General features: G+C 36.8%; 6 protein-coding genes. All 6 read left to right on the forward strand.

The features are described 5' to 3' along the window. Window positions 1-70 precede the first annotated feature (70 nt). The 6 genes from B091_RS12190 to B091_RS0111010 all read left to right on the forward strand — a co-directional run bounded on the left by B091_RS12190 (window position 71) and on the right by B091_RS0111010 (window position 8,154). Complete coding sequence (locus tag B091_RS12190; RefSeq protein ID WP_018110044.1) at window positions 71-697, forward strand: UDP binding domain-containing protein; 627 nt, start codon at window positions 71-73, stop codon at window positions 695-697. Between the two features lie 89 nt (window positions 698-786). Then, a complete protein-coding gene (locus B091_RS0110990) occupies window positions 787-2,739 on the forward strand; it encodes a hypothetical protein (RefSeq protein WP_155888347.1) in 1,953 nt (650 codons plus the stop codon). Window positions 2,740-2,741: 2 nt separating this feature from the next. After that, entirely contained in the window at window positions 2,742-3,782 is a 1,041-nt protein-coding gene (locus B091_RS0110995; RefSeq protein WP_018110046.1) for an HlyD family secretion protein, read from the forward strand. A 4-nt stretch (window positions 3,783-3,786) separates the two neighbouring features. Then, window positions 3,787-4,755, forward strand: coding sequence for a TackOD1 domain-containing metal-binding protein (locus B091_RS0111000; RefSeq protein WP_018110047.1), 969 nt, complete (start codon window positions 3,787-3,789; stop codon window positions 4,753-4,755). A 133-nt stretch (window positions 4,756-4,888) separates the two neighbouring features. Next, complete coding sequence (locus B091_RS12195) at window positions 4,889-6,067, forward strand: glycosyltransferase family 2 protein (RefSeq protein ID WP_262482568.1); 1,179 nt, start codon at window positions 4,889-4,891, stop codon at window positions 6,065-6,067. 56 nt (window positions 6,068-6,123) lie between these two features. Next, window positions 6,124-8,154, forward strand: a complete 2,031-nt coding sequence (locus B091_RS0111010) for an LVIVD repeat-containing protein (RefSeq protein WP_018110049.1) — start codon at window positions 6,124-6,126, stop codon at window positions 8,152-8,154. Window positions 8,155-8,400: the final 246 nt, after the last annotated feature.

Raw genomic sequence — 8,400 nt, forward strand, 5'->3', positions numbered from 1 at the left:
CTATCAAACCATTGAAGAATTTAACAACAAATACAGAGAACAGAATATTAATAATGTCGCTTAACTAGTTGTGCGAAAAAAGTTAGGAACTCCAGTTCTCGATATTCTTAATATAGATACGACGGAGGTATTGTCGGCTGCATCGACAAAATGGAATTTCATGAATCTGAAACCCGGACTCGTTGGTGGGCATTGTATCAGTGTCGACCCCTATTATCTTGTTCAAAGAGCACTACAGGCGGGCTACAAGCCTGAGTTAACTCTCACTGCCCGAAAGGTGAATAATAGTATGGGATATTATGTTGCAGATCAGGTAATCAAGGAAATGGAGTCTGTCGGTTGCCTGTTGAAGCAATCGAAGGTACTGATATTAGGGTTTTCGTTCAAGGCTAATAGTTCGGATATCCGCAATACAAAAGTGATAGATATATATACAACTTTGACTGACAGTAATATTAGTGTGGAAATCTATGACCCTCTTGTAGATAGGAGTAAAGTTAGAAGCCAATACAACGTTGAACTAATTACCCGGCACCAGCTCTTACTAAAGACATATGATGTTATCATACTTGCTGTGAAGCATCGCTTTTTTGAAGAGATCAATCTGAGAAGTTATCTTAACAAAAAAGGGTTTGTCTACAGTCTTCAGAACAATGAACTAATGTCATCTAACGATCTTGAAGCGTCCCACGAATGAAAGGCCGGATTCTAAATATTACTCTCTTTCTTCTGATATCTCCATCTATGTTTTCTCAAGTACAGGAAGATAGGAATATAGAAAGGCTGGTGTCCGAACTGTCAGAAGTTTATCAAAAGGTTCAGCTGCTGATCGACAGTATGAGTGTATCGGATGAAGAGCAAACAGGTCTATGGTCTGATCTGCTAACCGATAAAGAAATATCGAGTTCTAATATATCCAATGAAAGAAAGTCATCGGTAGACATATCTTCGGGATTTCCTGACTTTGGATTAAAATGGGTCTCGGAAGTAAATTCGAACTTCAGACAGGATATATCCGATGCGGAAGATCTGTTCAGCCGTTTGCGATTGTCGACAGGAATCGATTGGGTAATATGGGGAGAAGGCAGCTTTACCAAGAGGAGGCAGGAACGACGTAATCTGAAAAAGAAGGTTGAACGAGACAATTTCATCAGAGAAATTCATATGGAAAATACAACCATTAAGAATAAATTTTACTTGATGCAGGATGTTTTCGACAATCATCGCTTAATATTGTTAAACCAATGCATGCTTCTCCTGGAAAGCCAATACAATCATGAAGCCGGGATGCATAAGCAGGGGCTGGTTGATGATGTCAACCTAAAAAAAATCAGACTCGATATTAATGCAGTAGCATCCTTGATAGATCTAATAAAAAGATATACCAAAGATGCTAAGTATAAGGAACCATTTCATCAGTACTGGAACTTACCTGACGGATATACTGATTTACCCGATTTTCATCTTTTGGAAAAGAAGATATTGTCCAACTCACAAGAACGACTGTTTCAATTGAATCAGGAGGTTCTCAGAAGCCAGAAAAAGGGGGGGGCAGATTTTAGTGTAAGGATGAAATTCAGATACAATTATTATGAATACAAAAATCATTCGGGACAAACTTATCCGAGCCTCGGTGTAACGGTATCGTTACCTCTCAATTTTAACAGAGGGAATAAACCGCTGGAATATGAGTTGGCTGAACAAATCGAAACCTTTGAGCAGGAACAGTCCAATTTACTGAGAGAGTTAAAAGACAGACACCGTCATTTCTACTTTCTGAAGAATGACCTGTCTGATTTGAAAAATGACTTGGAATATATAAAGGTTCTTCTGAATGCCGAAAAGATGAAAAGCAAACAAAGTAAAAAGGAATTCTCGCCAATAACATATATTGACCTAAGTAAGAAATTTATCCAGAAGAAAATAGAAATACTGGATAAGCAACAGGAGCTTTGTGAAGATTTTTTCCAATTTTATCTGAAAGCCGGCTTCCTTAATGAGAAAAATACGCCACAGGAACCAAAGGCTGTTGAATTATCTTTAGCGAATAAAAAAAATGATCCAAATCTGAGCACTTATCTATGGGGGCATTTCTTTAACCAGAAGACAAACAGGGAACTTTTAGAAATTTTCATTAGAACTAAAATAAGCACTGTTTTTTTCTCTCCTGCTAATTCCGATCTTGAAAAAACAGCAGATTTTATAAAACAATGTAACTCCACAGGTATTAAGGTTTACAGACTTATCAGCGAAAACTCCTATGCATTGAGTGATGATGGGAACAAGAAATTACAAAACAAGTTGGGAACGATAGAAAATCAAGGGTTCTCCGGAATACATCTAAATATCGAGCCTCATACTTTTTCCGATTACAAACGAAATCAGGAAACATATACTAAACGAATGAATAACCTATTTATAGAAACTAAACGTTGGTGCGATGTGCACAATATGGCTCTGAGTGTAAGTATTCCCATGCATACACCTATTGAGGAAATTTCTGTTCTGAAACAAGCTGGTATAGATGCTTTCATCATGGCTTACGAAAATGATGACCATTCAAAATTATTGGATAGAACCTTAAACCTGAGAAATGTATTAGGAGAGAATACGGCTTGGGCACTTCGGATAAAAGATTTCAAATCACCCCACGATATAATCCGGACGAAGCAACTATTACACGACCATGGCATTTTTAATCTGGCATACTATGATTGTGCTTTACTTTACAAACTATAAAAATGGATATACAGTTTACTCCAAATATAACAGAAGATGAGACTAAAGTTTCTCATGTAGTTCCCAGAAGGAGATGGGATCGATGGCTTTACATTGCCATCCTTGTCGTATTATTAGGGTCTTTGCTGAAATGGCTAATCTATCCCTGTTTTTTCGATTTATCGGAGGGGATACTCCTTCAACAGCAGTATGACATCAACTTTGCTGAAGATATCCGTATTCTAGAATATCATGTCGAAGATGGCAATGAGGTGAAAGTTGGTGACACCCTTTTCGTCTACGAGCTCCAAAACAACACATATCCGGCTAATCAAGATTCAATTTCTCTTATGTTAGACCGGGATAAGGATAGGACTTTGCTGATCGAACTAAACGCAGAGATAGAAAAAAGACAATTATTTATTTGGCAACACAAAAAGCGATTAAAATACTGGAAATCAGAGAAAAATCGCAAAGAGCAGCTCGTTTATCTGAATGCAATAACACCCAATGAACTGGCCAATGTAGACCGATCCATCGATGATGTTTCATCTCAGATAGCAACATTAAATGCAGAATATGCTGTTTTGATAAAGCAAAGAAAGCAAATCAGCAACTATCTGCAAAGTAGATCTGATATGCAATATAAGGATATGCAATTAAAGTCGAGTCATTCTTATTTCGTTTCTCCAGTCGAAGGGCAAGTCGATCGATTGAGAACTCCATTGAATCAGATAAACTATAAGAAGGATATTGTTGCGTCAATTATCAGACCGGAATATATTGTACGAGCTTATATCGATATAGATAGACTGAATGATTTTCGGATAGGGGATATGGTCTCGATCATATTGCCATATCGGCACACAAAGCTTGAAGGAGAGGTTGCGAAAGTGTATATGGTTTCTGAGCCAAAAGATACCTCTTTTTCTGATAATACAGTGAAAGATAAATCAGGGATCGTCATGGAAATTATTCCATCGTCAGGAAATAAGCCGGAATGGGTTCAACTTGGGGTCAGTAATATTCCTGTGAAAATAAGAAAGTTTAAAATTCATCTTTAAAAGAATGGATAAGATAGTTCAAATATATGATAAGAGAGTGCTCCTTCTGGACAACTCTATCGAAGAAGAAACACTGCCCGATCCAGATCTGTCTGATGTGTGGGTGGTAAATCATCACTCACCCTCAAAGGTAAAAGTATTTCTCAAAAAAATAATTCGCTCCGAAAACCTGAAGGTTTATCTTAAACCTGTTTTCCTGCAAAGAGAGTTTAAAAAAGGGTATGAATATTTTCGTGAAAATCTATATATCGAGGAATTATGCGATGGATATATTGAAAATATGCAAATGCAGGAAAAAGTACAACTACTTGATCGGGTTAACTATTTTGTACAAAAATATGCAGAGAACAGAGGTCATAAACAGTTGAGTGGAGATGAAGCTATTCTACAGTCTTCTTTCGATTATTATTATACCAGACAAAAGTCAATAATACCCCTAAAAAGCCGTAATTCATTGTCGGGTTATACTCATCCTCGTATCGAAGCTCATTTTTTTTCGATCGAAAATGCCGACAAATATTCGCGGGTTTTGCTCAAAGGAGCTTTCTCCGAAAACCTTCTGGACAGAGAATTTATCGACACATTGCATCTATGTCATCATTGTGGCGGGGGATTCCTTAACTATAGGGAAATCTGTCCTAAGTGTAAATCTCATAATTTGAAGATGATACCACTCATTCACCATTTCAGGTGTGCTTATATTGGACCTAAGACTGATTTTCTTTATAAGGATCAACTGATTTGCCCAAAGTGCTCTTCCCTGTTACTAAATCCGGGAGTAGACTATGACAGTCCAGGCTCCACTTTTATATGCAAGAACACAAGTTGTAATAATCAGTTTCAGCGTCCTCCGATTTTAGTTTCATGTGTGGATTGTGAGACTGATCAGTCGCCACATGAACTTGTTGTGAGGAAGGTGTATAAATATTCCTTCACAGAAAAAGGATTGCAACATTTTTTATCGTTAGACTGATGATATGTTAGAGTTCTGGGAGACATATTTTGATTTCTGGCAAAGGATGGACCTGAATACGATGCTCCGTTGGGGATGGTATATCCTTCTTTTGGATATTCCTCGGTTTTTAATCGTCGAAGGGGTCTCTCTGATGTTAAGCAAAAAAAAGAGACGTGAGACCTATGCAGAATGGAAAATAGCAGAACAGCGATTGAAAAATGAATATCCTCTTGTTACAGTATTAGTTCCCGGGCATAATGAAGGGAAGCATCTGTATAAATTGGTAGAATCCCTAAAAAGGCAAACTTATCAAAACATTGAATTAATAGTTGTAGACGATGGCTCTACGGACAATACTAAAGATATTGGCCATAATTTTGAGCAGCGAGGAGATATAAATCTATTCATAAGAAGCGAAATACGAGGCGGAAAAGCTTCGGCTGCCAACATGGGACTCAGGTATGCACAGGGAAAATACGTAATCCATCTGGATGCCGATTCATCGCTGAAAGATGATGCAATAGAAAAAATATTGATCCCATTCTATCGTTACGAAAATGTTGGAGCGGTTGGCGGTAATCTGATGGTTCGAAACGAAGAGGACTCACTTGCTGCTACCATGCAGTATTTAGAATATCTGCAATCGATTAATGTCTCCCGCATTGTACTATCCTATTTGCGAATATACAAAATAGTTTCGGGTGCTTTCGGAGCATTTCCCAAGGCTGTTTTAGACAGAGTTGGCGGTTGGGATGTTGGTCCTGGTTTGGATGGAGATATTACAGTGAAAATAAGGAAAATAAATCATCGTATTATATTTGAGGAAGAAGCAATATGTCATACTCATGTTCCTGTGACATGGAAGAAATTAACTAAACAACGCTTGCGTTGGTCCAGGTCTCTTGTCCGATTCCGTCTGAGAAAGCATCGGGATATCTGGATTCCGAATATGAATTTCAGGTTCTCTAATTTCATGTCTTTCTTCGAAAATATCCTTTTTGGGCTGATCCTTGACTTTCTATGGGTATTTTATATGATACAGATTCTGGTTATGGAACCTACATTTCTTCTGATTTGGTTCCCTTTCAAATACTCTATTTATCTGATCCTCTCGATCATCCAATATTCTTACTGCTTAGCTATTTGTGATGATAAGGGTCAGGTATTCAAGAAGATAATTTACATTCCATTATATCCCATCTACATGGGATACTATATGCGTATTGTAAGAACAATAGCATATATCGATGAATTTTTCTTTTATGATTCTTACAAGGATGCATGGAATCCGATTAAAACATCCAGTAAAGCAAAAGAGTTTGGAGCATAAAAAATATGCTATTAAAATAGGAAATGAATGAACGTGTAAAATAATTAAAAACAAAAATGAAGAAAATTAAACGTAATTTAAGTCTTCTGAGCATTATTTGCTTGCTGGCTATTAGTTGTTCTGATGACACAGACACCAACTTCAAAGCTGATGATCTGTCAGGAACAATTAGTAATGAGGACATGACGCTAACTTATGGAAAATCTCTGTTAAATGGTAATATTGCCCTGAAGAACTCAAGATTATCATTCGATCGCTTAGTTGAAGGAAGATCCTTAGAGACTAAATCTTTATCTGGATCGGTAGATTATAGAATGCCTGATATTACAAATGCCACAAAATTAAGCGGAAATAGTCTGCAGAATATAAATGATGATAAGGTTTATTATATTGCAGCGGGTGAAACATTTTCGGGTAATATAAATTTTAACGGAAAAGCTACTTTGATCATACTAGGTAGCTTTAATGGAGGAGGGACAAAAATACCTAATGGAGGAAAAGTAGAGGTTGCTCCTAATGGAAGCATTACTAAAGGAGTTGATTTTCATCTAAATTCCGGGTCTAGTCTTAATAATTACGGATCGGTATTTTATACTTCTGGAACTGTTGATGGAACAATTAATAATTATAGTGAGTTAATTTTTACTTCTGGCGTTGCTCTAAATGGTAGCTCTGAAATAAATAATTTTTGCGGATTAACTTTTGAAGGATATACTCAAATAAATCAAACAGTAAATAATAATGCCTACATTAATTTTGAAGAAGGGTTCCATATTAACGGTTCACGTGCTCTCAATCTAGCCGCTGGGTCACTCACAAATATAACAGGAGGAACGATTAGTGTAGATGGTAAAATCAAGAATGAAAGTCAGTACTTTGCTCGCATCGACATCGACAATAACGTTACTATTGGAAATATGAATGCTACTCCGGCATTTGTAGGTAAAATTGATATTAATACTGATAAGGAGATTGCAGAATCGAAGATTGACAAGCAAGTTTCAGTTAATGCAAATACATACATCGCGGCTAAAAATTGCCGTCCTGAACTAGGCATTCGCCCATGTGACGGAAGTGCACTTCAATTTACCTTGGCTGCTACAGTTTCCAGTCCAATGGTAGGTGATAATATAAACTTGAGTGCAACGGATGTGCGTATTCTTAATGGGCGAGCTTATGTGTCTTATCATACAAATGATGAATTCTATGACAATACACCAAACGGTGCATTGAGAATTTTTGATATCCAGAATCACACAGCTCCATCTCTAATAAGTGAAGCTATCTTCAACAAGGTTGAGTTTAACGGAATAGATATCGCAAGCGATAAATTATATGCTGTCGGTGGAGATAAGGATGGGGCACGTTTGGTAGAAACTAAGTTGTCAGATGGAACATTCATTACCGGCGATTTATCTTATTTCCAGACACATAAAATACCGGGGGTTGCTGCTAAGAATTCATTTATCTACAATAATATGTTATGGTTGGTTTCGGGAGGAGCTAATGGCGGATTTTTTAAATTGGATCCTAGTAGCATAAATTATGATGTATCCGAAACTTTATATGCTGATGGAGCAAGAAGTAAATACACTGTTCATAACAATCGGGTTCAAGCATTTTTAGCTATAGAAGAAGGCGGAGCTTATTTACGAATATCGAATATTGACGGGAGCAATGTTAAAGAGTATAGATATAGCACCCTTATCCAAAAAATAAATACAGGAAAGAATACCATGGCTATCGATGACAACTATGTTTATCTAGCTCTAAGTGACCGTGGTCTGGCCAAAATAGAATTAGCTACAGGAAAACTGATAGCTGAATTCAAACCAAATACGTATCGTATTGCAGCTGAAAGTCCTAAAGTTTTTAAAGAAAATGGTCTTACAAATGGTGTTGCTGTAAATGATTGCTTTGTTTTCTTGGCAAATGGAGCAGACGGAGTAATTGTACTTGAAAAAGATAATTTTAATGTCGTGGGATCTTTTAAACTGGCAGAATCGGCAAACTATGTGTATGTAAAAGACGGACTTCTGTTTGTGGCAACCGGGCGAAATGGCTTGAATATCATTAAAATTAATTAAAATCCTAATTAATATCGGATGAGATAGCTTTTAATACATTTTAATAGAATTAGATAGAACATAGTATAATTAAAAGAGTCTTACCGAAAAATACAGGCAGGCTAAATGCTTGTTTATGTGTAGTTTTGTAAAGTTTGTGTTAAGAAAGAAGTGGACTTGCTAACTTTACCTGTACAAAGAGTTAAGGGATAAAAAACTATCTTTATCCAATGAAACAACGAAAAGTATACGACCGCGAGTTTAAAG

The sequence above is a fragment of the Bacteroides propionicifaciens DSM 19291 = JCM 14649 genome (assembly GCF_000375405.1).
Classification (GTDB): domain Bacteria; phylum Bacteroidota; class Bacteroidia; order Bacteroidales; family Bacteroidaceae; genus Bacteroides_E; species Bacteroides_E propionicifaciens.

Bases quoted from the DNA above. Each gene is read 5' to 3' on its own strand.
- B091_RS0110995 (WP_018110046.1), top strand. From the start codon at position 2,742: ATGGATATACAGTTTACTCCAAATATAACAGAAGATGAGACTAAAGTT.
- B091_RS0111000 (WP_018110047.1), top strand. From the start codon at position 3,787: ATGGATAAGATAGTTCAAATATATGATAAGAGAGTGCTCCTTCTGGAC.
- B091_RS12195 (WP_262482568.1), top strand. From the start codon at position 4,889: ATGTTAAGCAAAAAAAAGAGACGTGAGACCTATGCAGAATGGAAAATA.
- B091_RS0111010 (WP_018110049.1), top strand. From the start codon at position 6,124: ATGAAGAAAATTAAACGTAATTTAAGTCTTCTGAGCATTATTTGCTTG.